Raw genomic sequence first — 23,013 nt, 5'->3', positions numbered from 1 at the left:
CTCAAATGGGGGTTCCCCTCGTTACGTAGACTCAGTTCAATGAAATTTCGCCGTCCACCATATTGCGCGGCGGCATGTCTTTTTTCAGATTCACAACGTCCTCTCGGCTGACAGTAGGTGCGTTGTTGCCCCATGCATCACGGATGAATGTTGTGACATCTGCAATCTGCTGATCGCTAAGGCGATGCATGAAATCCGGCATCGTAAAGGCAGAAGGGGCTGTCTCGGTCTTGGGTAATGTTGCCCCACTCTGAATGATATGAACGAGTGACGCCGGATTTTCACCCATGACAACAGGGTTGCCCGCAAGCGGTGGAAAGACGGCAGGATATCCCTTGCCGTCTGTTCTGTGGCAGGCTGCACAATTATCGATATAGACTTTGGCCCCTCGCGCGGAAACATCCGCTCTACGCAGAGCATTGGTGGATGCGGGGTCATAGACCCAGTTTTTCTGCGTTTTGTCGTAAGGCTGGAGAGTGCGCAGATATTTGGCCATCGCAAGAAGATCTGCGGCAGAAAGATGCTGCGTGCCATGAACAATGGCAGACGTCATGGCACCAAAACTCTCTCCCTGCATGTTTCGTCCGGTTTTGAGGAATGCGACGATGTCCTCTTCGCTCCATCGACCTAAGCCAGTTCGGTTTTCCTGACGAAGCGAGGTTGGGACCCATCCATCGACGGCTACTCCGCCTGACAGAAAGGCCTCGCTATCGGCCGCTGTAAGAGCTTTTTCCTGCATTGCAAGGCCACGTGGCGAGTGACAGGCTCCACAATGTGCTGGACCTTCCACCAGATAAGCTCCGCGGGCTATCTGTGGATCTGTAAATGTCTGAAGCGTCTTGGCTTGAGCCTTGACTGGGGCAGGAGAGAACATCCAGCGCCAGAATGTCAGCGGCCAACGCATGGAAAGCGGCCAGCGAATACCATTGTCCGGTGTTGCGACGGATGATGCTTCAACACCGTCGTGGAAATAAGTGTAGAGCGCGTGAACGTCATGATCTGTCAGACGGGCATAGGATGGATAGGGCATTGCGGGATAAAGCGTTGCACCATCTCGGCGGATGCCTTCTCGCAGGGCTTTTCCAAATTCGGCTTCTGAATATTTGCCGATCCCGTGCTCCATATCGGGGGTAATGTTCGTGGAATGAACTGTACCGATCGGAAGAGAAAACGATATTCCTCCAGAATATTCCGGTTTCCCATGAATTGAATGGCAGGCTGCGCAATCAGACGCGGCGGCAAGATAACGGCCTTCTTCGATCAGGGTAGATTTCTCATCATTGGCTGAGGCATCATAACTGAAGAACAGGACGCTGCTGGTGAAGGCCAGAAAAGGAAAAAATTTCATGCCTTCACCAATGGACCAGGAGATTTCAGATAGGTTGTACGGATGTGGTAGGCCGCCCAATATGCCAGGGCCGCAACTGTGCCTGTAGGGTTATATCCCATCCCTTGCGGAAAAGCATTGGAGCCGATCACAAACACGTTCGAAACATCCCAGCTTTGAAGATAGCGGTTGAGCGCGCTTGTTTTGGGATCGGTTCCCATAACTGCGCCACCGCCGAGATGAGTGGTTTGATAGTGGCGCGTGTCAAAGGGTTGGCCAGCGTTGAGATGAACGAGATTGGTCTTCGTGGCGCCCATGGCTTTTGCCAGTGGTTCGATCTTGCTGACAACGTACTGGTTCATGCGGATATCGTTATCTTTCCACGTGAAGGTCATGCGAAGCAAGGGCAGGCCGTAAGCATCTTTCCATGTCGGGTCCAGGTCTAGATAAACATCTCGATAGGCCATGTTGCTGCCATGTGCATCCACCCCGATAGAGTGCTTATAACTGTCGATGAGAGCGCCTTTATACGCTGAGCCCCATCGTGGTGTGCCCCCGCCGCCTGTCCCGATGGCGGCGGCAATGGGTTTCGTTCCGGCCTGATTGACCCACACCGGAGACCCCCCGATGAAGCCAAGCGGGCCATGATCAAAATTCATGCTGTTGAAGTCATCAAATGCGACACCAACACCGCCTGCACCAATGAACTGGTTGGTATATTTGGACGGTGGAAGCCAGATGCGCGACGAAGTAATTGTCTGGTAAACAAAGTTCCGCCCAACGGTACCTGTGTTCTGAACAGGATCATACGGCTTTCCGATGCCCGAGAGGAGCATCAGATGGACGTTATGAAACTGAAACGCACTCAGAATGACGAGGTCAGCGGAGAGGGAAACTTCTTTCTGCGTTTTCGTCTCCAGATACGTGACACCGGTTGCTTTGCTCTTGGTGCTGTCCAAGTCGACACGAAGAACGTGTGCATCGGAAATAAGAGTGAACCGAGGGTCCTGCCGGAGAGCAGGCAGAACATTCACGTTCGGAGACGCTTTTGAGTAGAGGTAGCAGTCATATCCGCTGCAATACCCGCAAAAATTGCAGGGCCCCATCTGGCAGCCATACGGGTTCGTATATTGGCGGGATGCATTGGCTGCGGGCAGGGAATAGGGATGATAGCCCACCTGGGATGCCGCATCCCGAAAGGTAGAGGCTGTGAAAGTGTCTTTCATGGCCGGGAGCGGGAAATTATCCGACCGGTCTCCATCAAAGATATTACCGTTTCCGACAATTTTGCCGTTGACCCGATAGGCTTCCCCAGATGTTCCGAAAACCTTTTCGGCCTTGTCGAAAAAAGGTTCCAACTCCGCATAGGTCACGCCGTAGTCCTGAAGGTTCATGTCCTCAGGAATGAACTTCTCGCCGTAACGCTCCACTACTGAACTACGAAGCCTGAGATCTTCTGGCGAGGCCCGAAAATGGACGCCTGACCAGTGAAGCCCCGCTCCCCCAACGCCTTCGCCTGGCAGGAATGCTGCTAACTGACGATAGGGCAGTGCAGTTTGATCAATGGTATTGCGGACCGTGACTGTCGTCTGGGAGAGGTTCTGGAAGAGGCGTTTGCGAATTGCCCCCCGCAGTTCATCAATGGACTCCGGGTAAGCGCCTTCTACGGGCGTCGTACGCTCGGAGCCGCGTTCCAGCATGATGACCGACAGTCCGGCTTCGGTCAGTTCTTTCGCCATGATCGCACCAGCCCAGCCAGCTCCGACCACGATGGCATCTACGTGTTTTTTTGTCATGATTTAAGCCCCTCAGGCCGTTTCACCTGAGATGGAAACCGGACCAAACGGATAGGCTGCGCCGTCCTGATTGACCCAGTCCATGAAATCGGCCCGAGCACCCGGGAAGCCCAGCATCAGCCACCCGCCCAGCCCTCTGTTGCCCCCATAAAGAGGATCAGAAAATACACCCTCAAGGGTGTTGGTTCGGAGTTGCTCGAAGAAAACGCGGCCAGGAATATCTCCCAACGAGACAGAGCCGCCCTCCAGTGCCGTCAGAATAGCGTCCTGCTCTGCCACAGGAAGATCCGGAAAGGATTTTCCATGTTGCTGACGGGTATAGGCGTCCAGTCCCTGAAGGCCTTTGCGATACAAATCGCGCGGCACAAACGGCAGCTGATAACCGAGATTAGCCGGACCTTGCACGAAAGGGGCTGACATGTACCAGTTGTCTCCCTGCGCGTAAGGCGTCTCCATCTGACGATCTATGAATTCTGCAACACCCAAGGCGCGCGCACCTGGTCCATGCTGATCCTGTGGAAAAAGCCGTTCCGTAGCGGATTCCAGAAGGCGGTACTCGTCAGGTGTGAAGAAGGAAGGGCGATATGGCTGCTTGGATTCTTCAGCCAGGGCTTCAGCCCAGTGGGCATGGCCCCCAACCATCCAGAAGGATGTGGACCCAAGCAGGCCTTTGACAAAACTGCGGCGAAGAGGGCGGGTCACGGTCGGTTCCGTCGAAGGCACACTGTTCTCCAGCATAAGGGTAGGGTCATATTCGGAAAACAAACATATCCGGAATAAAAGATATCAGACCCCCCATAGGACGGGTGGAGGTCGTAATGCCAGAGAACTTTCGATCATCATTTAGCGATGAGCGCTATTTACCCTGCTGAAGCGCTGGCCTTTCCATTGGATGGAAGTTGCAGAACGCCTGCAGGAGGAGACTTCTGCTTCGGTGCCGCTGTTACAGGGGCTGTGCTGTCATCCCCTGCGCCCGTCGGGAAAATTGCATCTGGAATGCTGGGCTGAACGGGGGTGGCAACGCTTGGCGTATTTGTGACTGCGGCTGGAACATCCTGTGTGACAGGCTTGGCGGGAGCAGCTGATGCGGTACTGCTTGGTCCATCAAGAGCCTGTTGCTTCACGCCGCCATCAACCAGAGGATTCCCCACCGCATCTGTCATCCAGCTCATGAGTTTTTTACGGACCTGAAACTCAAGCTCAACATTCATGTCCTGCATCATCTGATTGGTCAGGGCATAGAGAGAAGCGCGGGATGTAGCGCTTTTGGTGCCGGTGTCGAGCTTTCGGCTGATCCGTGCATGGATATATCCCGTATGCAGATTTCCCGCATCGGCAATATTCAGCTGCACATCCAAGGCGCCTGAGATCGCATTCTCGCCCTCTGAAGAAATGTAGGCCTGTTTAATGATGAATGCCGCCTGACCCTGCTGTCCACTGGCAACCAGTCGTTGGTTAGCCATTTGTTTCAGGGCCTGATCGGGGGGCGTAGGAGCTTTCGAACTCAGGGAACCTGGGGATGGAACAGCTTCATCCTGAATGTTGATTGTCGCCACATTCAGGTGCAACTGTGACAAATAGCTGTAGTCTGCGGGAGGAAATGTCTGCGCTGGCTCATCATCTGCACAGCCCGCAAGACCGAGTGATAATCCCAGAGCAACAGCTCCGAACCAGTACCGTACACCCATCACGCTATTCCCCATGATCTTATTGGTCGTCGCGGCCCAATAGGCTCTTGAAACGCCCGAACAGCCCCTTCTTGTGCGGTGACTGTAATACCGGAGGCGGCTCCAACGGAAGCTCCGGCAAAAAAGACCGACGTTGAACAGGCTCTGATTCCCGAATTTCCGTCACTTCCGGACTGTTATCAGAAGGCTTTTCTGGCTCAGGATCAGTCGGTTTCACAGCCGCCGCAGCCGGAGCCGCCTGAGGAACGCGGGGCGTCCGTAGCGAAGACGCCTGACCGACACCAAAATCTTCCGGAAGGAAAGGACGTGCAGCTCTGATGACATCGGCATGTCCGGAATGTCGTGCAAACCATTCTAAAATCCAGCCAGGAATCAGCGGTCCTGACGGGTCCTCACTAATTAGGAGTGGGCCTCTTGGATAGTAAAATGATGGACGGTTCCCCGGTGTTGCTTCGTTCCACACAAGGTAGAAAACTGAATTTTCCAGTGCATCGTGGAAGCGATAAGCAGTTGCTATGCCCAGCTTCATTTCAATCTGCGCCCGTACAGGCATTGCAGAAAAAGGAGAGGACACGACCAGAACGTCCGTTCCTCTGCGAGCTGAAAGAAGTGCTTTCATCCGCCCTTCAGCCACGGGCTTCCCATCAGGGCAGGTTAGGGCTTCGCCGCTGTCCGCATGTCCGGCAGCAATGAAAATTGCATGGGGCGCATGTCGTCCTAGCCAGAGGCCCGACAGCTCCCGAAAAGCTATTGAAGGAAGGTCAGTTCTAAAAGAGGTGGCATCGTCCCGGATGTCACCACCGAGAACGCCTTCTGCCAATGGCCAGAATACCGGGTCCATGCCCGTCAGAAGGCGATCTTGCACATCCGGGCGAAGCGCCATGACATGGCTGCCCTTGTAGGCTCCATCCTCAATCCACCAGCAGGCTTGTCGCCCGCTGTCCTCATCCTGAAAGAGAATAACTTCGAACTGGCCAACAACCGGGTGGCGCTCCAAAGCTATCCAACCTGGATAAAGCTGTTCGACGGGAAGGCCGTCGATCCTGATTCCGTCGAGCAGTGGAAGCGTCATGCAGGTTTTTCTCCAAGCTCATCACGGGTGAAACGGAAGCCGACGTTGCAGAACTCACAGTTCATCGTGATGGCGCCGTTTTCCACCATGTGATCCAGATCGTCCTCGCCGAAGCGCTCCAGAACTGAGGCCAGTCGTGCCCGGGAGCAGCGGCAGCCGTAAGCCAGAGCGCGTGGTGTAGCAATCTGAACGTCTAACGTCCCGAACAGACGATGGATCAGATCGCCACTTTCGAGCGTTTCGTCAAAAATTTCCTGGTCCCGCAATGTTTCGGCAAACGTGCAGGCCGTTTCCCAGGCATCCTCTGCCTGAGCGGCATTCTCGATGCCGCCTTCATCTGCAATCCGTTCCAGGACGAGGGCACTGGCACTCCAGCCGTCAACCGTCTTGAGGCAGAACAGCCGGATCCAGCAGTCATGCTGTTCGCTGGTCTGAAAATAGTGGACGGCCATCTCAGAAAGGGTTTCACCCGTCAGCTCCACGATACCCTGATGGCGGTCCATATCCGCCCCCTGGTCGATCGTGAAGGCGAGGTAGCCGTTACCAAGCAACTCTTTGGGGGATGTCGGTAGCGCTGCAGGGTCAGCATCTTCCGCAAGTCGGGCCGTAAAACGCAGGTCGCCTGTGTCTGTGGCATCAGCTAGCAGCATGGAGACTGGGCCGTCTCCCTTGATCTGAAGGGAGAAAGATCCCTTGAATTTCAAGGCAGACGCCATGCCCGCAACCAGTGCAAGAGCCTGCCCACCCATGGTCAGGACAGCATCCGGGAGATCATGCCGTGACAGGATGGCGTCTGCCAGTGCTCCCAGTCGAATTAGGCGTCCGCGGACGGGGGATTGTGCCAGATGAAATGGCACAATCCCCCCTGAAACAACCATGTTCGGGACGTTGGGGCGTCCCCTGTCAAGGAATGGCGGTGTATCGATCACCCGTTCTCTCTTCCAAGAGCCCAGAGAAGCAGGCCCTTTTGCGTATGAAGGCGGTTTTCCGCCTCGTCAAAAACAACAGACGCCGGGCTTTCGAACACCTCGGCAGTCACTTCTTCCCCGATATGGGCAGGCAGGCAGTGAAGGAACAGGGCATCGGGTGCAGCTTTTGCCATAAGGGCCGCATCCACCTGATAAGGACGGAAAGCAGCAAGACGCTGATCGCGATCCTTGTCCCCCATGCTGACCCACGTGTCTGTCAGAACAGCATCTGCGCCCACGACAGCCTCGGCAGGGTTCTGGAAGACCTCGATGGAGGCACCGTTTTGGCGTGCCCAGGCAACAGCACGCTCACTGGGCGCGAAACCCTCTGGCGTTGCCAGACGAACATTGAATTTGAGCAGAGCTGCGGCTTCCATCAGGGAAGTGGCTACGTTGTTGCCGTCCCCAATCCACGCGAGCGTCTTTCCCGCAATCGGGCCACGATGCTCTTCAAATGTCAGCACGTCTGCCAGAATCTGAATAGGATGGGAGACCGGCGTCAAACCGTTAATGACCGGAACCGTGCTCCACTTTGCCAGTTCGCGCAGGTTCTCGTCCGTGCCCGTTCGCAGAACAATTACGTCCAGAAAGCGCGACAGAACGCGTGCCGTGTCTGCAATGGTTTCCCCACGGCCAAGCTGCATGTCGCCCGGCGACAGGACAGACACCTGGCCACCCAACTGCCCCATACCCACTTCGAATGAAACACGTGTACGGGTGGAAGGCTGTGCCAGCATCAGTCCGAGCGTACGCCCTTCAAGAGGACGGTCCGGATGTAGCGGATTTTTACGATTATTCTGGAGTGCCTTGATTCGGGCCGACAGATCAATGATCTGTCGGATTACGTCGCCGCTGAAATCGCGAATATCAAGAAAATGCCGTGGCATCTGCTGGTCCGTTCCTGCTGTCCGGGGGGCAATTGCCAGACTCACGACACGTTCTCCTGTTCTTTCTTATGGGCTGCTACATATGCTTCGGCAGCTTCGATCAATTTCTTGCAGGCTTCCTGGCAGTCTTCTTCCGTCACGATCAACGGAGGCACCAGACGCAGCACATTATCGCCCGCACCGACGGTCAGAAGCCCGGCGGTTGTTACAAGCGGCATCACCTCTCCAACAGGTGGGACGCAGTGCAGGCCACGCATCAGACCCATGCCCCGGACATCGTCAAAAACGCCTGGTGAACGCTTCACGACATCTCGCAGCATGCCGTCGAAGGCCTCTCCAACCGCGCAGACATGCTCCAGAAAGCCGGGGCTGAGAACTTCTTCCAGAACTGTCGTTCCCGCCGCACAAGCCAAGGGATTGCCGCCAAACGTCGTTCCGTGAGAACCGGGTGTCAGATGTTTGGCCAGCTCTTCGGTTGCGAGAACAGCCCCAAGCGGGAAGCCGCCACCAATGCCCTTGGCAATGGAAATGACGTCCGGCTTGATGCCATACCACTCATGCGCAAACAGCTTTCCTGTCCGACCAACACCGGTCTGGACTTCGTCGAAGCCAAGATAGATGCCGTGCTCGTCACAGACTGCGCGCAAGGCCTTCATGAAGACTTCAGACGCGGGCTTGATGCCGCTTTCTCCCTGGATGGGCTCCACGATAATCCCGGCAGTTTCCGGCGTAATAGCTGCGCGCAGCGTGTTGGTATTGTTGAACGGCGCATGGTCGAACCCTTCAACAACAGGCCCAAACCCCTTTTGGTATGCAGGATTTCCGGTCGCAGAAATCATGGCCAATGTCCGACCGTGAAACGCGCCGTCAAAGCAAAGAATGCGCGTACGCTCGGGATGGCCGTTCTCGAACTGCGCCCGACGGATCATCTTCACCATGCCCTCGTTCGCTTCAGCGCCCGAGTTGCAGAACAGCACAGAGTCCGCGAATGAGTTCTTCACCAGAAGATCCGCAAGCTTTTCAGCCTGTGGAATACGGTAAAGATTCGAGACATGCATGACCTTCGCGGCCTGATCCGCAATGGTCTTCACCAGCTTCGGGTGGCCGTGGCCCAGCGAAGAGACGGCAATGCCAGCCCCGAAATCCAGATATCGTCGCCCGTCCGATGCCGTCAGCCAGACGCCTTCGCCCTGCTCGAAAGCAAGGTCGGCACGTTTGTAATTGGGCATGAGGGAGGAGATCATGATGATCGTCGATCCTGGATCAGGGTGAATGAAAGCTGCAGAATCGGAAAACCCTGCCCCGGTCGCCCGGGGCAGGGCCAAAGATTCCGCAGACACATACTGTGCGGCAGAAATACGATCCGTCAAACCCCTTGCGGGGAAAGAACGGTTGTCAGGCGCGCCTGTAAACCAGATCCCGCGCCAGCCAGCACCCGACCTTCACCGTGTTGACGCCTGAAGAATCCCGCTCGAACAGCAGCGTCCAGTCGCCCGGTGCCGTATGATCGAGCGCCCGAGGGCACGGCAAAACCCAGACGTCCCGTGCCAGCCTTTGGAGCGGTTCCATCCGGCCATTGCCCAGAAAGCCTGAGAAACCGCCATAGACCACGCCACCTGCCAGTTCGATGGTGACTTCCGCTTCATCCAGCTCCTCACAGCGATAAACGCCTTCAAGTGCTTCGATGTCTTCACCGGCAGTTTCGTCACAGGCGGTGAGAATGCCTACGCGGTTTTCACCCGGCCGCTCCATCCGGATTTCGTCTCCCTGACGAACAATCTGGACGCCCGGTGTTTCAGCCCGCGAGGCGGAAACACCTTCCAGCATTTCCGGTACCATCAGATATCGAAGCTTGGCTCCGCCGGGAGCGGGCTCGATTCGCGCGGATAGCCCGGTCTCCCGCTCAATGAAGGTGCCGTACAATTCATGAGGCGGCTGTGTCGTCCGATCCGGCTCATAGGGAACACCCAGTGCTGCTGCCAAGATCTGGCCCGCTGCAACCTGTGCAGGCGACATATGATTGAACATCACAACGACAGACAGACGCTCAGATGCGACGTGCAGTCTGTGGGACCGCCAGCCCCTAAGTGCGCCGCCATGCATCGTCACATCACGCCCGAAAAGTGATGTCCGTTGCAGTCCAAATCCGTAAGGCGCGGCTTCACCATCACGGAAGGTAACCGGCGTTGTCAGACGGTTGTAAAGCCCGTCAGGATCATCGCGCGTCGCATCAATGAAACGCTCCCAGGCAATCATGTCATCCAGCGATGCGCCCAGACCTGCGTCCCCGGTCCACCAGATGTTATTGACAGCCGGGCGGAAGCCGCTCTCTACAGTTCCTTCATATCCAACGGTCCCGTCCGGCATGGCGCGTGTTTCGGCAGCCAGAATGGCCCGTTCCATGCCCACGGGATTGAAAATGGACGTCTGAAGCAGTTCAGCGAAATTCCGCCCTGTTCTGTCTTCCAGAATGTCAGACAGCAGGCGGAAGTTTTGGTTCACATAGGAGTAAGACGTACCGGGCTGGAACTGGAGCGTACGCGTGCCATCAATAACGCGACGTCCTTCCCGATCCCCGAAAAATCCTTCGACTGGTGCGCCATGCAACATCGCCACGGCCCAGTAGTCACGCAGGCCTGACTGGTTGTGTGCAAGATGAAGCGCGCCTGGCGCCGGCTCATCCAGTTGCGGCAACCGGTCGTCCACATCTCCATCCAGTTCCGACGGGTCCTGGAAAAGATCCAGCAATACGCCACAGGTGAACTGCTTCGTGATGGAGCACATGCGGAACAGGGAAGACGGGGTGAACGGCAGGCGCCGCTCCGCATTGGCGTAGCCCCATGTGTGACGGACAAGAACCTCGCCATCTTTCACGACAGCCACAGCCCCACCGGGGCCAGGAAAACGGACAGGAAGGGCGGAGACAGCCGCCTCGAGGCGGGCTGAAAGAGAGTCGCTCATAGCTCGAATGATGACCCTATCCGATCTTGCCGTAAATGCCCTCTTCGCAGCATACTCATCCACTATGGAGGACATACCAACAGCACCTGATTTCAAGGCACTGCGCGAAATGGCCCTGGCCCACGTGGCTCGCTTTGCCACAACCGAGCATAGTCTGCGCCAGACGCTGGAACGTCGTCTTCGGCGCTGGGGCACGCGTGCAGTGCATGCCGGGCTGCCTGAAGAAGATGCCGAAGCCACAATCAGAACTCTTCGGCCAGCCGTGGAAGACGTCATTGTCGCCATGACAGAACTCGGAGCCGTCAATGATGCCGGATTCGCCCGTTCCCGCGCTCTGAACCTGACCCGGACCGGACGGTCTCGCCGAGCTGTCGCCGCACATCTGGCCACGAAGGGCGTTGATCAGACAACCACACAGGAAGCGCTCAACGAATCGCTGGGTGAAAGATCAGACGAAACGGCGCGGGAGGCAGAACTGGCGGCTGCGCTCGTTCTGGCGCGCAAACGTCGCGTTGGTCCCTTCTGCCGCCCGGACCGTCCGCAAGAGGACTTGGTTCGCGTTATGGGAATCTTTGCGCGCAATGGTTTTTCCAGGGATGTCGTGCAAACAGCTTTGGAAATGGACACTGAAGAAGCAGAAGACCGCATCATCGCGTTCCGGAGCCGCCCATGAAAAAAAAACTGGCACTCTGCCTGCTGCTGTCGCTCACAGCCTGTGGTGGTAGCCGCGAATACAGTCGTGCCAGTTTCAATGGGCCACTCCAGTGCGCGCCTTATGCCCGCTCTCGAACAGGTCTTCAGTTGCGGGGAGATGCTGCCTCATGGTGGCGCCAGTCTGCGGGGCATTATGCCAGAAGCCATGCCCCCATCGCAGGCTCTGTTCTGGTCTTCCGGGCAACGTCCCGCGTACCGAGTGGACATGTTTCCATCGTGCGCAGACAGATTTCTTCAAACACGATCCTCGTAGATCATGCTAACTGGGAACCGGGACGCATTGACCGCAATGTTCCCATCACGGATGTTTCACCCCGTCATGACTGGACACTCGTCCGGGTCTGGTGGGCACCCATTCACGGCCTGGGGCGCCGAGCCTATCCAACCTATGGCTTCGTTTCGGCCTCCGGTCCGGATGATGCGTCCTGAGCGAACGCTTGCACAAACGCCCAAGCCTTGCCACATGAAGGTGTAGCCTTGGCTTTTCGGAGTAATACATTATGGGCAGCATGAGCCCCGTTCACTGGCTGATCCTGGCGGTCGTCCTGCTCGTCGTGTTTGGCGGCGGTGGAAAGATCAGCGGCCTGATGGGAGACTTCGCGAAGGGCATCAAGTCCTTCAAGAAGAACATGGGCGAAGACGAGAACATGACGCCGCCTGAAGCCAATCAGGCGCCGGGTCATATCTCGGCCCCCAATCAGTCGCCCGGCTACAGCCAGACGACCACCAACAGCGACACGCACCGCACGCAGGTCTGATGTTGAATACGACGTCTGATACGGCATGGACCGAGGCCGCCGGGCAAATCGTCCGGGCAGGCCAGCGGATGGATCAGCGTGGCTGGGTTCCAGCGACAGCTGGCAACCTGTCCGTACGTCTGGCAGATGGCCGCATCGCCATCACGCGGTCAGGAGGCCACAAAGGCTTCCTGACAGAGCAGGACGTGATCCAGATCACCCCTGAAGGCGTACCGCTGGACCCAACGAAGCGTGCCAGTGCAGAAACCCTGTTGCATACCCAGCTCTATGCGCATGATCCGTCGATCGGTGCTGTACTGCACGGTCACTCTGTTGCCGCCACCATCCTGTCCATGGATGAACCAACAGACGCGATCACCCTCGCGGGCTATGAAGTGCTGAAGGTTTTCGAAGGCCAGTCAACGCACGACACCAGCCTGGACTTACCCCTGTTTCACAACGATCAGGATATCGCCCGTCTCTCGACAGTTGTTGCTCCGAAACTGTCGGACATGCGTCTGGGTTACCTGATCCGCGGTCATGGCGTTTATGTCTGGGGTAAAGACATGTTCACAGCATTGGCGCGGCTTGAAGGGCTTGAATTCCTGCTTGCCTGCCATCTCGCCCGTCTCCAGAAGGCACGCTGAACCATGAGCAGACTGACTGTTTATCGGGACGACAGACCCGAAACGATCCTTCTCGACGTCACCGCCCCCGGGGAAATCGCCGAAATCCTGCGTCCGCATAATATCCGTTTTGAACGCTGGACGCCGCCTGTCACGCCTGCAAAAGACGCGACGACGGACGAAATTCTGGACGCATATCGCCCCTACCTCGACACTCTGATGGGTGAAACGGGCGCGGGAAGTGCAGACGTGGTGCGCATCAATGCGTCCACGCCCAATCTGCCGGAGTTGCGCAAGAAGTTCCTCTCGGAACATACGCACAGCGAAGATGAAGTCCGGTTCTTCGTGCATGGTCAGGGCGCTTTCGTCCTGCACATTCACGGCCGGATCTATTCGGTTCTCTGCACGGCCGGAGACCTGATTTCTGTGCCGGAAGGCATTCCTCACTGGTTTGATGCTGGTCCGTCCCCGGATGTGGTCGCTCTGCGCGTTTTCACCGACACAACTGGCTGGATCGCGCAATATACAGGCGATGACATCGCCGAGCGTTTCCCCGCAGACGTCTCCATTTCCTCCTGAAAGTCCGACATGATCCGTCTCGTCCTGCTTGATATCGAAGGCACGACCCTGCCGATCTCTTTCGTTCGGGACGTCATGTTCCCTTATGCGGCCAAGGCCCTTCCAGCTTTGATCGAAGACCACACAAACCCGCAGGTTGTTGCCGCACGAGCAGATATTGCCATCTCCCATCCTGGAGAAGATCCGTTGAAGGTCTGTCAGGACTGGATGGCCAGGGACGAGAAAGCGGCTCCCCTCAAAACACTTCAGGGCATCACCTGGCGTCAGGGGTTTGAAGATGGCACGCTCCGTGCAGATCTTTACAAGGATGTTCCCCCAGCCCTGAAGGCTTGGTCTGAGGGCGGCTTGCGTCTCGCGGTGTACTCCTCCGGCTCCATTCCATCCCAGAAGCTTCTGTATGGCTACACAGAGCAGGGTGACCTGACGTCCCTGTTCGACGGCTTTTTCGACCTTTCCACAGGTGGGAAGAAAGACGCAGCGTCATACACAAAAATTGCGGCAGTCTGCGGCCTGAATCCGGAAGATATTCTCTTCCTTTCTGACATCGGAGCAGAACTGGATGCTGCGTTGGAAGCTGGCCTTAAGGTCTGTCAGCTCGTGCGGCCACAGGATCAGACAGTGCCGCATAAAGACGTACCGCACGCGACAGATCTGAATGACGTTACCCAGAAGTTCAGTCTCCCCGCATGACCCTGCACACTGATTGGCGGGATATCCCGAAGGACGCCCTTGGTACAGTTGCCGCTCTAGGGAATTTTGACGGCGTTCATCGCGGGCATGTGCACCTTCTGAATAGCCTCCGTGCCGCACGTCCAGACCATCCGCTGTCCGTCGTGACGTTCGATCCGCATCCCAGAGAGCTGTTTCGCCCTCAGGACCCGCCGTGTCGGCTCATGCTCCCGGATGTTCGCGCCAAGGCTCTCGAAGAGCATGGTGTGTCGCACGTTTTCCAGATTCCTTTCGACGAAGAGTTTTCACGGTTAAGCGCTGAATCCTTCGTTCAGGATGTTCTTCTGCGGTCTCTTGGTGTTCGTCATGTCGCCTGTGGCGCAGATTTTGCCTTCGGTCACCGCAGAACCGGAAACACTGACGATCTGGAAGCACTTCTGATGCCAAAGGGTGTCGGGCTGACGATCGTGCCGCAGTTAGTGGATGAGGGAGGCCCTATCTCATCCAGCCGCATTCGCCGTCTCCTTCAGGAAGGATATCCTGAACGGGCAGCTCTGGAACTGGGCCGACCATGGTCGATCGTCGGGCCTGTCATCCACGGAGATCAGCGGGGGCGCCTTCTGGGCTTTCCCACAGCGAACATTCCCCTCCGTCAGCATCTCGAACCCGCACGCGGAGTTTATGCCGTTCAGGTGACGCTACCAGATGGGCGTGTCATCCCCGGAGTGGCAAATATTGGCCGACGCCCGACGATCAACGACGGGCAGGAAAGCCGTCTTGAGGTCCATCTCTTTGATTTTTCGGAAGACCTTTACGGGAAGACCCTGAGTGTCGCTCTGATTGCTCTGCTGCGAGATGAAAAGCGCTTCTCAGGGCTCGAGGAGCTCAAGGCCCAGATTGCTCAGGACGCCGAACAGGCGCGCGGTCTTCTAGGGATTTAAAACCCGCCGTCATTTTTGAGGGGCCTTCCAGCAGGCTGTTCCGTGCGGAACAGCCTGCTTTTTTATGCCCACATCCGCAGAGCGGCCTCTGTGTTAATTATATCACTTAATGTCTAATTTATGACGAAAGATGTAAAATTCCCGCTTTCCTATATTGAGAATCATTCTCATTGTCGCTTTAAGAGCAATCGCTTTTATCCTTTTGCAGGATCGTGATGCGATGCACCCGAAACATTCCATCCGGCCCCTTGGGCCACTTTCTCTTGCCGCTGGTCTGACATTGGTGGGCACGGCCGCCCATGCCCAATCCACCTCGCACCATCACAAAACGCGCCATTCACAAGGGCGGCGCAACGCAACATCTGTTCCCAAGGAAACACCGAAAACTACGGCTCTAACGCCTCATTCTGATGTTCAGCAGGCCAGTAGTGTGGAGGCTAGCGCCGCAGAGGCCGAGCATCTGCATGTCGTCGGTTCGCCGATGAACATTCTGCAGACGCCTATGGGGATCAGCCGCCTCCCGGATGATGTTCTGCACACGCCGCAGACCATCAACGTTGTGCCGAAAGTTCTGATGGAGCAGCAGAACGTCAAATCCCTTGATGAGGCTTTGCGCAATGTTCCGGGTGTCACCGCGTCTGTTGGAGAGGGCGAGGGGGGAATGGCGGGAGATCAGTTTCTGATCCGCGGCTTCTCGGCCAGTAACGACATTTACGAAAATGGCCTGCGTGACTTCGGCGTCTATACCCGGGACAGCTTTGATTACGACCACATCACGGTCATCAAAGGACCATCGTCGGAAGTCTTCGGGAACGGGACGACGGGCGGAGCGATCAACATTACCACGAAGGTTGCCCACCTCGGGGACAGCTACAGCGGCAGTTTCTCAGGCGGCTCCGCTGACTACTATCGCGGCACCCTCGATTTCAACAAGCAGATCGGTGAATCAACGGCCATCCGCATCACGGGTATGGGGAACGAGAACAACACGGTTGGTCGGAATGACGTCTATTCGCACCGCTGGGGTATCGCGCCATCCATCGCCTTTGGCCTGGGCAAGCGTACAACGCTCACCCTCGAATATCTGCATCAGACCAGCAACAACGTTCCGGATTATGGTGTGCCTGTCATTACCAAGCCGGGAACAAAGGTTGCTGTCCCCATCACGGAATACGGGCTCAACCGCAACAACTGGTATGGCACGACCTATGATCAGGACGCCTCCAGTGTGGATATGCTGACGGCCCGACTGAAGTTCGACCTGAACAAGAACATCACGTTCTATAACGACCTTCGCGGCGGCAAATACAGCCGTTATTTCTCAGCCTCCCAGCCCGGCTGTGACACAACCTGCGCGACGGATTTCTTCACCAATCCGTCTGCTGCGGTTGTTGACAGACGTGGCCATCTGGGTGGTCCAGAGCCTTATCAGCAGAATGACTGGTCGGTGCAGGACGTGTTCTCCGGCGTTGCGAAATTTTCGACCGGCAGCATCCGTCACCAGATTATTGCAGGTGTGGATATCGAACACGTTTATGACCGCCGCACAAACTACGCGTACAACTTCAACGGCCAGAACGGTACAAAGGCCGATACCACAAGCCTTCTCAATCCTTCTGCAACGCAGCCGGGTCTGCTGCTGGGGTCTGCTGGTCAATACAGCTACGACCTGGTCAATGTGTCCGGGGTCGGCCAGCCGCGTTACAAGACAGGCGATGCGACTGATGTTGGGGCGTTTTTCTCCGAACAGTTCTGGCTGACGTCATGGTTCTCGGTCCGCGGTGGCTTTCGCTGGGATCACTGGGACAGTCACTACGCGGCGAACGGTGGGGAGGCCGGGGCAGGCGTCTCTTATGGGCAGACACAGGATACGTTCAATCCCAGTGTCAGCCTCATGTACACGCCAAACAGCAATCTGATGGTCTATTTCAACTGGGCCCAGTCCACGACGCCGCTTGGCCTGTATGTGACCAGTGGAACCGAGCCTCTGAAATCCTCAACGGAAGGATTCAGCCCGGAACGCAGCAGCCTGTACGAACTCGGTGCCAAATATAACGCCTTCCACGGTCGCATGGGCTTCACGGCGTCTGTTTTCAGGCTGGAGAAGGGCAACGCCATGCAGACCGATGCGTCTACCGGTGATGTCACGTCATCCAGCGACAGGCAGCGCAATCAGGGCGTCGAACTCAGTGTGTCCGGTGAGATCCTGAAGAACTGGACCATGATCGGCACCTACGCTTACTACGACGCAACCACAGTCAGCTCCCTGACGGCGGCGGATGTTGGCAAGCGTATTCAGTATGCGCCGAAAAATTCGGCAACCATCTGGTCCACCTACACCATCGCTCCCAATCGTCCCTGGAACCTGACGTTTGGTGGTGGACTGACATGGCGCGACGGGGTTTGGCTCAATGCTGCCAATACGGCGCGTGTTCCTGCCACCATGGAGTGGGATGCCGTGATTTCCCATAATTTCGGCAAGCACTGGCGGATCGCCATGAATGGCTACAACCTCGATAACCGCCTGAACTACAGCAATCTGTTCTCTGACCGCGCAACACCTGCGGTTGGTCGCTCGTTCCTGGCCAACATTTCGGCCAATTATTGAGCCTCTGTCAGGCCGGATTGTTCCGGCCTGATTTTTGCGTCCTCGGTGGAGGGCGGTACGCCCATTTCTTTCAGACGGTCCTGAACCCGTGTTTCCAGAGCTGGGTCTCTTTTGTTTCCCAGAAGAGCCAGCTTCTTGTTCATCGCCAGAAGAATGTCAGACGTGGCATCCACAACAGCTTTGCGCCACCAGCCCAGCGCTTCGTCAATCTGGCCAGCATCCACCAGAGCCGTCGCATAGTTGTGCTGCCCCCGGTAATCTCCGCCTTCTGCTGACTTCCGATACCAGTCCAAGGCTGCCGCGCGGTCTTGGGGCACAACCCAGCCTTCCTCCAGAAAGCGCGCATACAGGTTCATGGATTTTGCATGGCCGTTGTGTGCCGCTGTTCGAAACAGATTGAGCGCCTTTGGCAGATCCTGGGGCTGCCCTATGCCTCGCATGGTCAAAATACCCAGATTATAGCGGCCCCATTCGTCTCCAGCGTCAGCTGCTGTTGCATAACACCGGGCGGCTTCCTGAAGGTCTTGTTCGCATCCCCAGCCGAATTGGAAGCACCGGCCCCGCATATTGTGCCCCGGCCCGAACCCAGCCTTTGCGGCAATGGTAAACCATTCCAGTGCCCCGACAGGGTCCTTGGGAACATAAATGCTCTCCAGCAGGATCTGCCCCCACTGGACGATTTCCAGATGGTGCCCTTTCAGGGCTTTCTCACGGATGATCTCGATATGAGACGGCAGCGGAGGAGCTGCCTCACGTTCGGGTGGGCGGGAAAAGATTTTCCTGAAAACGCGCTTCATGCCGGGGTCACCATCCGCCCTGTCCGAACGCAGAAAATACTGCCGCGGGACTGTAGCTGCCCACGTCGTTCAGGCAAAGCGCCCGCTGTTTAAAGCGACGTTTTTGCCGAAGGCGCGGGCACGATCTGCTGAATGTCAAAACCGTCCTTTTTCAGGAGCGCAGGAAGCCCTTGTGGGCCCGCCATGTGTAAAGACCCAACTGCCACGAACAGGGACTTTCCAGAATCATGAAGGCTCAGGATTTTTTGGGCCATCGCTGCATTTCGCTCATCAATCATGTGGAGCGTCTGGCGTTTCTCCTCTGGTGTCCGCTCGCATTTGCACCACTGTTTGTACTGGTTCAGTCGCGTCAGGTCGCTGCGCCCCCACATCGCAATCAACTGATCTTCATCCTTCCGCGCTTCCCCCGAGGAAATCTGCTTGATGGTTTCATCAATGAAGGCGTTTTCTTCGGGCAGCTTGGGGGAGATCAGGAGGTTACGCTGTGTCTGAACATCTTCGAGAGCGATAACTTCCTTTTTCAAGCTGCCCGCCATTCCTTGAAGGACAAAGTCGACGGCATAATCGGGATAATATCCATCTGCACGCGCAGCTGACGCGCTCAGCCCGGCCGCTTCAAGGCCGATGGCTGTGGTGGCAAAGCCTGCCGTGGGAATACAGAGTTCATCTGCCAGGGCATCGAGTTTTTTCTTCCGCCCGGAAGCAATCAGCTTTTCACGGTTGGCTGGTTCTTCGGGTTTGCGAAGGGCTGCCAGTGTCTGGGGATCCTGCAGATTTAGTTCAAGCGCAACAGCCTGGCTTTGCAGGATGGCGGACCGTATGAGCGGCCCAGGCATCAACCATTCTTCGCGAGAGGCATGAACAGTGCCGTACAGCCAAGACGTATGACCATCTTTCGTGGCTTTCCACAGAAAACCGCGGTCCTGGGATGTCATCAGAAGATGAGGCAGATCAGATTTGGACGGAACAGTTGCCGACGTCGGACAACGAGGGGCCTGTGCTACCGCGAGAGAAGGAGCAATCGCCAGGATCGCAGCCAGCCAGAATGTCTTCATGAAAATGCCCCCGTACAGATCTTCTGCCAAAACAGATCATGCTTCTGCCCCTGAAACAATCCATGACCAGACCTGTCATTCAATTGTCTTGAAGGCCTGAATAACAGCGTTTTTGGCAGAACATGACGCGGTTTACCCTCAGAAGACTTGACCACATCCCCGCCCAATCTCCATATGGTCCCCCTTATTTTGTGTGAATGACCAAAGTTGGCCCGTCCCATGTCCGACAAGTCCGATACGACCTTCAAAGAACAGCAGGACCGCTACCGCGATACTGTGTTCCTGCCGCGCACCGGCTTCCCCATGCGGGGTGGCCTGCCGAAGCGTGAGCCCGAGACGCTTGCCCGCTGGGCGGCCATGGATCTGGATAGGAAAATTCGTGAGGAAGGGAAGGGACGCCCGGTCTTCACGCTGCACGACGGCCCTCCGTATGCCAACGGGCACATTCACATTGGTCATGCGCTAAACAAGGTGATGAAAGACGTCATCAACCGTGCGCATCGCATGTCCGGTTTCGAAGTCCGCTATCAGCCGGGCTGGGACTGTCATGGTCTGCCGATCGAATGGCGGATCGAGGAACAGTATCGCAAGGCTGGCAAGGACAAGGATCAGGTTCCCCTGCTCCAGTTCCGTGCAGAGTGTCGCCAATATGCCGCCGAGTGGGTGAGCAAGCAGGCGGAAGACTTCAAACGCATCGGTGTTCAGGCCGAGTGGGCCAATCGTTACGTCACGATGGACTATAGCTCTGAAGCCAAAATCGTTGGAGAAATCGGCAAGTTCCTGCTGAATGGCGGTTTGTATCGGGGCCTCCGCCCTGTTATGTGGAGCCCCGTCGAGAAGACCGCTCTGGCCGAAGCCGAGATCGAATACCACGACGTTGATTCCACCACGATCTTCGTCGCCTTCCCAATCATCAAAGACCCGACGCCGGGTGACGCTCTCGATGGCGTCTCAGCCGTTATCTGGACCACAACGCCGTGGACCATTCCAGCCAACCGCGCGCTCGCTTATGGTCCGGACATCACCTACGTGGTTCTGCGTGCTGATGAGATCACGGAAGCCAGCGTTGTCCCGCAGGGCGCGCGCCTGCTGATCGCGGAAGACCGTGTTGAGGCCTTCTGCGCTGAAACCGGTATCAGTGCGCATCACATTCTTTACACGCTGCCCGGCAGCGCGCTGGAAGGTGCTATTGCCGCTCATCCGCTACGTGGTCGTGGTTACGAATATGACGTGCCGATGCTTCCGGGCGATTTCGTCACGACAGATGCTGGTACGGGCCTTGTTCACATGGCGCCGTCTCATGGTCAGGATGACTTTATCGTCTGCCGCCAGTTCGGCATTGAAGTGCCGGAACTGGTGCAGGATGACGGTCGCTACGCTTCATGGGTTCCGCATCTCGAAGGTATCCATGTTTTCAAAGCGGCTGACCCGGTCTGCGATCTGCTGACGGAAGCCCGCCAGGCCGGTGAACATGATGACGCACCTGCGACTGGCCTTATGGCCCGCAGCAAGATCCGTCATTCGTATCCGCATTCCTGGCGCTCGAAAGCGCCGATCATCTTCCGCGCCACCCCCCAGTGGTTTATTGCGATGGATGGGGAAACGAAGCTGCGTGAGAAGGCTCTCAAGGCGCTTGATCCTGTCACCTTCGTGCCTGAGGCTGCCCGTCGCCGCCTGACGTCCATGGTCGAGCAGCGTCCTGACTGGTGCATCTCCCGTCAGCGCGCCTGGGGCGTGCCGATTGCCGTCTTCGTTGAGAAGCGAAGCGGTGAAGTTCTGCGTGATGCAGACGTCATGGACCGGATCGTCAAGGCTTTCCACGAAAAGGGTGCGGACGTCTGGTACGACACAGACCCGGCTGTTTTCCTTGGTCCCAACCGTGACCCGGCGGACTACGAACAGGTCTTCGATATTGTGGACGTGTGGTTTGAATCCGGCTCCACGCATCAGTTCGTTCTGGGGCAGGAAGGCCTGAACTTCCCGGCAGACGTCTATCTGGAAGGCTCTGATCAGCATCGCGGCTGGTTCCAGTCGTCCCTGCTGGAAAGCGTTGGCACACGCGGCGTCGCCCCCTACAAAGCTCTTGTGACGAACGGCTTCGTGCTGGACGAGCAGGGTCGCAAGATGTCCAAGTCGCTCGGGAACGTCATTGCCCCGGCAGACGTCACGGACTCACTGGGTGCCGACATTCTGCGCCTGTGGGTGCTAAACTCCGACACGAATGAAGATCTGCGCATCGGCAACGAGATCCTGAAGCAGCAGGGCGAACTTTACCGTCGCCTGCGCAACACTCTGCGCTGGCTGCTGGGCGCGCTGGACGGCTTCACGGAAGAAGAGGCTGTCCCCTACGCTGAAATGCCGCCGCTGGAGCAGTATATCCTGCACCGCCTCTCGGAACTGCGCGGCCTGATCAGCACGGCCGTCGAGACGCACCAGTGGGTGGGTGTCTATCCGGCCCTGCATGGTTTCTGCACGACGGATCTGTCCGCCTTCTATTTCGACATCCGTAAGGACGCGATCTACTGCGACGCTCCTTCTGATCTGACGCGCCGCGCCTCCCGCACGGTTCTGGATGCCCTGCACCGTGCGCTCTGCACCTGGCTGGCACCCGTTCTGGTCTTCACCGCAGAAGAAGCCTGGAGCGCCCGTTTCGGTGAAGAGAGCAGCATCCATCTGGAGCAGTTCTTTGAGCCTGATGCCGAGTGGAACAACCCGGAACTAGGCGCCAACTGGGACGAGATCCGCGCCTACCGCCGCCTTGTCACGACCGAACTGGAAACAGCCCGCCGTGATGGCGTCATCGGCGCCTCTCTGGAAGCCAGTGTGACGCTTCCGATCTCACAGGAAGAGGCAGCGTCTCTTACCGGAATTGACTGGGCAGAGCTGCTCATCACGTCCCACGCGGAGATTGAGCTTCTTCCGGGCGAAACAGTTCACGGTGGCCCAGAAGTCGAGCGTGCGCCGGGCCACAAATGTGCCCGTTGCTGGAAGGTGCTTCCGGATGTGGGTGAAAATGCCGAGCATCCGGCCCTGTGCCGTCGCTGCGTCAGTGTGGTGAGTGCCTGATGTCCCTCTGGCAGGAAGGTATGAGCCGTATGGGGCGGCTGGTTCTCGGGCTCGCCCTGCTGGTTCTGGTCCTCGTTCTGGATCAGGCCAGCAAGGACTGGATTCTCTACGGTTATAATCTGCCGGAGAAAGGGTCCGTTCAGATCCTCCCATTCCTGAACTTCACCATGGTCTGGAACCATGCCGTGACGTTTGGAATGTTTGGTGGTCTGGGTAGCAAAGGGCCTCTGGTCTTCTGCACGGTCTCGCTGCTGGCTGTCTGCCTGCTGGTCTGGACCATGACAAAGACGCGCCGAACCCTGGTTGCCGGCGCCTGCGGGGCCATCGCAGGCGGCGCCATCGGTAACGTCATTGACCGCCTGCGGTACGGCGCTGTTGTAGATTTTCTCCATGCTCATGCCTTCGGCTGGTCATGGTATGTCTTCAACATTGCCGATGCCGGTATTGTGTGCGGAGTGGCCGTCTGGCTGATCGACTCTCTTCTTGCTGAACGTAACAGCCAGCCGTAGTGAGCAAGGGGAG

21 protein-coding genes are annotated in these 23,013 nt (G+C 57.1%); 10 read left to right on the top strand and 11 right to left on the bottom strand.

Going from position 1 to position 23,013, the window contains the following annotated elements; all coding sequences use genetic code 11:
* Positions 1 to 31: 31 nt before the first annotated feature.
* From ABDK75_RS13765 to ABDK75_RS13725, 9 genes are all read right to left on the bottom strand, one after another.
* Positions 32 to 1,348, bottom strand: a complete 1,317-nt coding sequence (locus ABDK75_RS13765; protein WP_346006155.1) for a cytochrome c — start codon at positions 1,346 to 1,348, stop codon at positions 32 to 34.
* Positions 1,345 to 3,123 carry a GMC family oxidoreductase gene (locus tag ABDK75_RS13760; RefSeq protein ID WP_086633091.1) on the bottom strand — a complete coding sequence of 593 codons (1,779 nt, stop codon included), beginning with the start codon at positions 3,121 to 3,123 and terminating at the stop codon, positions 1,345 to 1,347. Before ABDK75_RS13760 ends, ABDK75_RS13765 begins: the two co-directional genes overlap by 4 nt.
* Positions 3,124 to 3,135: 12 nt before the next feature.
* On the bottom strand, positions 3,136 to 3,861 hold the full coding sequence (locus ABDK75_RS13755) for a gluconate 2-dehydrogenase subunit 3 family protein (protein WP_339408046.1): 726 nt from the start codon (positions 3,859 to 3,861) through the stop codon (positions 3,136 to 3,138).
* A 122-nt stretch (positions 3,862 to 3,983) separates the two neighbouring features.
* Complete coding sequence (locus ABDK75_RS13750; RefSeq protein WP_339408044.1) at positions 3,984 to 4,811, bottom strand: hypothetical protein; 828 nt, start codon at positions 4,809 to 4,811, stop codon at positions 3,984 to 3,986.
* Between the two features lie 19 nt (positions 4,812 to 4,830).
* Positions 4,831 to 5,883 carry a hypothetical protein gene (locus ABDK75_RS13745; RefSeq protein ID WP_346006154.1) on the bottom strand — a complete coding sequence of 351 codons (1,053 nt, stop codon included), beginning with the start codon at positions 5,881 to 5,883 and terminating at the stop codon, positions 4,831 to 4,833.
* Positions 5,880 to 6,761: an Hsp33 family molecular chaperone HslO gene (locus ABDK75_RS13740; protein ID WP_211497217.1), complete on the bottom strand. Its 882-nt coding sequence runs from the start codon at positions 6,759 to 6,761 to the stop codon at positions 5,880 to 5,882. Before ABDK75_RS13740 ends, ABDK75_RS13745 begins: the two co-directional genes overlap by 4 nt.
* Before the next feature lie 47 nt (positions 6,762 to 6,808).
* Positions 6,809 to 7,738, bottom strand: coding sequence for an ornithine carbamoyltransferase (argF, locus tag ABDK75_RS13735; RefSeq protein WP_346006192.1), 930 nt, complete (start codon positions 7,736 to 7,738; stop codon positions 6,809 to 6,811).
* Positions 7,739 to 7,779: 41 nt separating this feature from the next.
* On the bottom strand, positions 7,780 to 8,982 hold the full coding sequence (locus tag ABDK75_RS13730) for an aspartate aminotransferase family protein (protein WP_346006153.1): 1,203 nt from the start codon (positions 8,980 to 8,982) through the stop codon (positions 7,780 to 7,782).
* Positions 8,983 to 9,133: 151 nt separating this feature from the next.
* On the bottom strand, positions 9,134 to 10,699 hold the full coding sequence (locus tag ABDK75_RS13725) for a D-aminopeptidase (protein WP_346006152.1): 1,566 nt from the start codon (positions 10,697 to 10,699) through the stop codon (positions 9,134 to 9,136).
* A gap of 64 nt (positions 10,700 to 10,763) precedes the next feature.
* On the opposite strand from ABDK75_RS13725, the gene ABDK75_RS13720 reads away from it, so the two are divergent.
* The 8 genes from ABDK75_RS13720 (at position 10,764) to ABDK75_RS13685 (ending at position 17,573) form a co-directional block, all read left to right on the top strand.
* Entirely contained in the window at positions 10,764 to 11,372 is a 609-nt protein-coding gene (locus ABDK75_RS13720; RefSeq protein WP_086633148.1) for a regulatory protein RecX, read from the top strand.
* Entirely contained in the window at positions 11,369 to 11,842 is a 474-nt protein-coding gene (locus tag ABDK75_RS13715) for a CHAP domain-containing protein (RefSeq protein ID WP_211511977.1), read from the top strand. The genes ABDK75_RS13720 and ABDK75_RS13715 overlap by 4 nt, the downstream gene beginning before the upstream one ends.
* A gap of 71 nt (positions 11,843 to 11,913) precedes the next feature.
* Positions 11,914 to 12,171 (top strand): twin-arginine translocase TatA/TatE family subunit, encoded by a 258-nt coding sequence (locus tag ABDK75_RS13710; RefSeq protein ID WP_046900273.1) that lies wholly within the window; start codon positions 11,914 to 11,916, stop codon positions 12,169 to 12,171.
* Entirely contained in the window at positions 12,171 to 12,797 is a 627-nt protein-coding gene (locus ABDK75_RS13705; protein ID WP_064274250.1) for a methylthioribulose 1-phosphate dehydratase, read from the top strand. The genes ABDK75_RS13710 and ABDK75_RS13705 overlap by 1 nt, the downstream gene beginning before the upstream one ends.
* A 3-nt stretch (positions 12,798 to 12,800) precedes the next feature.
* Positions 12,801 to 13,355, top strand: a complete 555-nt coding sequence (locus ABDK75_RS13700; protein WP_346006151.1) for a cupin domain-containing protein — start codon at positions 12,801 to 12,803, stop codon at positions 13,353 to 13,355.
* 9 nt (positions 13,356 to 13,364) lie between these two features.
* Positions 13,365 to 14,045: an acireductone synthase gene (gene mtnC / locus ABDK75_RS13695; RefSeq protein WP_346006150.1), complete on the top strand. Its 681-nt coding sequence runs from the start codon at positions 13,365 to 13,367 to the stop codon at positions 14,043 to 14,045.
* Entirely contained in the window at positions 14,042 to 14,965 is a 924-nt protein-coding gene (locus ABDK75_RS13690) for a bifunctional riboflavin kinase/FAD synthetase (RefSeq protein WP_346006149.1), read from the top strand. Before mtnC ends, ABDK75_RS13690 begins: the two co-directional genes overlap by 4 nt.
* A 220-nt stretch (positions 14,966 to 15,185) precedes the next feature.
* A complete protein-coding gene (locus tag ABDK75_RS13685; RefSeq protein ID WP_346006148.1) occupies positions 15,186 to 17,573 on the top strand; it encodes a TonB-dependent receptor domain-containing protein in 2,388 nt (795 codons plus the stop codon).
* Here the strand turns inward: ABDK75_RS13685 and ABDK75_RS13680 are convergent.
* Together ABDK75_RS13680 and ABDK75_RS13675 are read right to left on the bottom strand one after the other, a co-directional pair.
* Complete coding sequence (locus tag ABDK75_RS13680; protein WP_346006147.1) at positions 17,567 to 18,370, bottom strand: tetratricopeptide repeat protein; 804 nt, start codon at positions 18,368 to 18,370, stop codon at positions 17,567 to 17,569. The genes ABDK75_RS13685 and ABDK75_RS13680 overlap by 7 nt on opposite strands.
* An 89-nt stretch (positions 18,371 to 18,459) precedes the next feature.
* Positions 18,460 to 19,425 carry a TraB/GumN family protein gene (locus tag ABDK75_RS13675; RefSeq protein WP_346006146.1) on the bottom strand — a complete coding sequence of 322 codons (966 nt, stop codon included), beginning with the start codon at positions 19,423 to 19,425 and terminating at the stop codon, positions 18,460 to 18,462.
* A 219-nt stretch (positions 19,426 to 19,644) separates the two neighbouring features.
* On the opposite strand from ABDK75_RS13675, the gene ileS reads away from it, so the two are divergent.
* Entirely contained in the window at positions 19,645 to 22,491 is a 2,847-nt protein-coding gene (ileS, locus tag ABDK75_RS13670; protein ID WP_346006145.1) for an isoleucine--tRNA ligase, read from the top strand.
* Positions 22,491 to 23,000, top strand: coding sequence for a signal peptidase II (gene lspA / locus ABDK75_RS13665; RefSeq protein ID WP_346006144.1), 510 nt, complete (start codon positions 22,491 to 22,493; stop codon positions 22,998 to 23,000). Before ileS ends, lspA begins: the two co-directional genes overlap by 1 nt.
* The last annotated feature ends 13 nt before the right edge of the window (positions 23,001 to 23,013 follow it).

The organism is Gluconobacter sp. OJA, assembly GCF_039638325.1.
Taxonomy (GTDB): domain Bacteria; phylum Pseudomonadota; class Alphaproteobacteria; order Acetobacterales; family Acetobacteraceae; genus Gluconobacter; species Gluconobacter cerinus.
This window is presented reverse-complemented; position numbering and strand designations above follow the sequence as displayed.

What these genes read in the sequence shown, in the direction of transcription:
- ABDK75_RS13765 (WP_346006155.1), bottom strand. Translation starts at nt 1,348, where the DNA reads ATGAAATTTTTTCCTTTTCTGGCCTTCACCAGCAGCGTCCTGTTCTTC.
- ABDK75_RS13760 (WP_086633091.1), bottom strand. Translation starts at nt 3,123, where the DNA reads ATGACAAAAAAACACGTAGATGCCATCGTGGTCGGAGCTGGCTGGGCT.
- ABDK75_RS13755 (WP_339408046.1), bottom strand. Translation starts at nt 3,861, where the DNA reads ATGCTGGAGAACAGTGTGCCTTCGACGGAACCGACCGTGACCCGCCCT.
- ABDK75_RS13750 (WP_339408044.1), bottom strand. Translation starts at nt 4,811, where the DNA reads ATGGGTGTACGGTACTGGTTCGGAGCTGTTGCTCTGGGATTATCACTC.
- ABDK75_RS13745 (WP_346006154.1), bottom strand. Translation starts at nt 5,883, where the DNA reads ATGACGCTTCCACTGCTCGACGGAATCAGGATCGACGGCCTTCCCGTC.
- ABDK75_RS13740 (WP_211497217.1), bottom strand. Translation starts at nt 6,761, where the DNA reads ATGGTTGTTTCAGGGGGGATTGTGCCATTTCATCTGGCACAATCCCCC.
- argF (WP_346006192.1), bottom strand. Translation starts at nt 7,738, where the DNA reads ATGCCACGGCATTTTCTTGATATTCGCGATTTCAGCGGCGACGTAATC.
- ABDK75_RS13730 (WP_346006153.1), bottom strand. Translation starts at nt 8,982, where the DNA reads ATGATCTCCTCCCTCATGCCCAATTACAAACGTGCCGACCTTGCTTTC.
- ABDK75_RS13725 (WP_346006152.1), bottom strand. Translation starts at nt 10,699, where the DNA reads ATGAGCGACTCTCTTTCAGCCCGCCTCGAGGCGGCTGTCTCCGCCCTT.
- ABDK75_RS13720 (WP_086633148.1), top strand. Translation starts at nt 10,764, where the DNA reads ATGGAGGACATACCAACAGCACCTGATTTCAAGGCACTGCGCGAAATG.
- ABDK75_RS13715 (WP_211511977.1), top strand. Translation starts at nt 11,369, where the DNA reads ATGAAAAAAAAACTGGCACTCTGCCTGCTGCTGTCGCTCACAGCCTGT.
- ABDK75_RS13710 (WP_046900273.1), top strand. Translation starts at nt 11,914, where the DNA reads ATGGGCAGCATGAGCCCCGTTCACTGGCTGATCCTGGCGGTCGTCCTG.
- ABDK75_RS13705 (WP_064274250.1), top strand. Translation starts at nt 12,171, where the DNA reads ATGTTGAATACGACGTCTGATACGGCATGGACCGAGGCCGCCGGGCAA.
- ABDK75_RS13700 (WP_346006151.1), top strand. Translation starts at nt 12,801, where the DNA reads ATGAGCAGACTGACTGTTTATCGGGACGACAGACCCGAAACGATCCTT.
- mtnC (WP_346006150.1), top strand. Translation starts at nt 13,365, where the DNA reads ATGATCCGTCTCGTCCTGCTTGATATCGAAGGCACGACCCTGCCGATC.
- ABDK75_RS13690 (WP_346006149.1), top strand. Translation starts at nt 14,042, where the DNA reads ATGACCCTGCACACTGATTGGCGGGATATCCCGAAGGACGCCCTTGGT.
- ABDK75_RS13685 (WP_346006148.1), top strand. Translation starts at nt 15,186, where the DNA reads ATGCACCCGAAACATTCCATCCGGCCCCTTGGGCCACTTTCTCTTGCC.
- ABDK75_RS13680 (WP_346006147.1), bottom strand. Translation starts at nt 18,370, where the DNA reads ATGAAGCGCGTTTTCAGGAAAATCTTTTCCCGCCCACCCGAACGTGAG.
- ABDK75_RS13675 (WP_346006146.1), bottom strand. Translation starts at nt 19,425, where the DNA reads ATGAAGACATTCTGGCTGGCTGCGATCCTGGCGATTGCTCCTTCTCTC.
- ileS (WP_346006145.1), top strand. Translation starts at nt 19,645, where the DNA reads ATGTCCGACAAGTCCGATACGACCTTCAAAGAACAGCAGGACCGCTAC.
- lspA (WP_346006144.1), top strand. Translation starts at nt 22,491, where the DNA reads ATGTCCCTCTGGCAGGAAGGTATGAGCCGTATGGGGCGGCTGGTTCTC.